Source organism: Streptomyces sp. NRRL S-340 (genome assembly GCF_000720185.1).
Classification (GTDB): domain Bacteria; phylum Actinomycetota; class Actinomycetes; order Streptomycetales; family Streptomycetaceae; genus Streptomyces.
The window spans coordinates 1-1,051 of record NZ_JOIY01000102.1; the positions used below are offsets into that span (position 1 = coordinate 1).

A 1,051-nucleotide genomic window follows, 5' to 3' on the forward strand; every position below is an offset into this window, starting at 1 on the left:
ACCCCACCCCCCGCTCCCCGCACCGGAACCCGGGCCCACCGCACCGGACCCCGAACCCCCCGTGGCAGAAGCCCGGTCCGTCCCCGCGCCGCCGGCCGCCCACCACGCCGGCCGCCCCCCGGCCGCCGGCCGAGCCGTCCGCCGCCCGGCCGCACTCCGTGCCGAACTACCGGGCGGGGAGTGGCTCTACGCCAAGCTGTACGTGCCCGCAGCGCTGCAACGCGACGTCCTCGTCCGGCACCTGCCCACCCTGCTGCGTGCGGACCTGCTCGACGAAGCGGGCGCCGACCGCTGGTTCTTCCTACGCTACGCGGACCCGGACCCGCACCTGCGCCTGCGCGTCCACGGCACACCCGAGGGCCTGTGGCCGGTCTTCCTGCCCGCACTGCGCGAGTGGGCCGAGGCCCTGCGCGAGGCCGGACTCATGGACCGTCTCGTCCTCGACACGTACGAACCCGAGACCGAACGCTACGGCGGTCCGCGGGCCCTCCCGGAGGCGGAACGGGTCTTCGCGGCCGACAGCGCGACCGTCCTCGGCCAACTCGCCACGCCGGCCGCCGAGTCCGACGCCGCTCCCGGAATCCTGCACATCCTCACCTGCCTCGGCGCACCGGCAGAGGCACTGGAGTGGCTGAGCGGTCCGGAGGTCCTGGCCCGCCGCGCCGACGTGTCCCGCGCGGACAAGCAGGCCGTGGCATACGCCCTGACGCCGACCGGGGCACCGCAGGCACCACCGGCGTGGCGCAGCCGCTCCGCCGCGCTGGACCGCCTGCGCGCGGTGCTCGCACCACGGAGCCGGGCGTCCGTCGCCCTGAGCCTGGCCCACCTGCACTGCAACCGGCTCCTCGGCACCGACCGCGTCAGGGACCTGCGGGCTCACGCCACGGCCCGCGAAAGCCTGCGCCTGCGCCTCGACCGCACCCGGCACGGCCGGTGACCCCCGAGCGGATCGGCGCGCCACACCGCCCGCCACCACCCCGCCGCGAGACCACCACCACCCTCCGACGCCCATCCGTCCGCCCGCCCCCACCCCGCGAAGGGACTCCACCCC

Annotated in this window: 1 protein-coding gene; it reads left to right on the forward strand. The window is 76.9% G+C overall.

Annotation, left to right across the window (positions count from 1 at the left end; translation table 11 throughout):
• Nucleotides 1-937, forward strand: a 937-nt coding sequence (locus IG64_RS37130; protein ID WP_037864935.1) for a thiopeptide-type bacteriocin biosynthesis protein, incomplete at its 5' end; no start/stop codon positions are given.
• Between the last annotated feature and the right edge of the window lie 114 nt (nucleotides 938-1,051).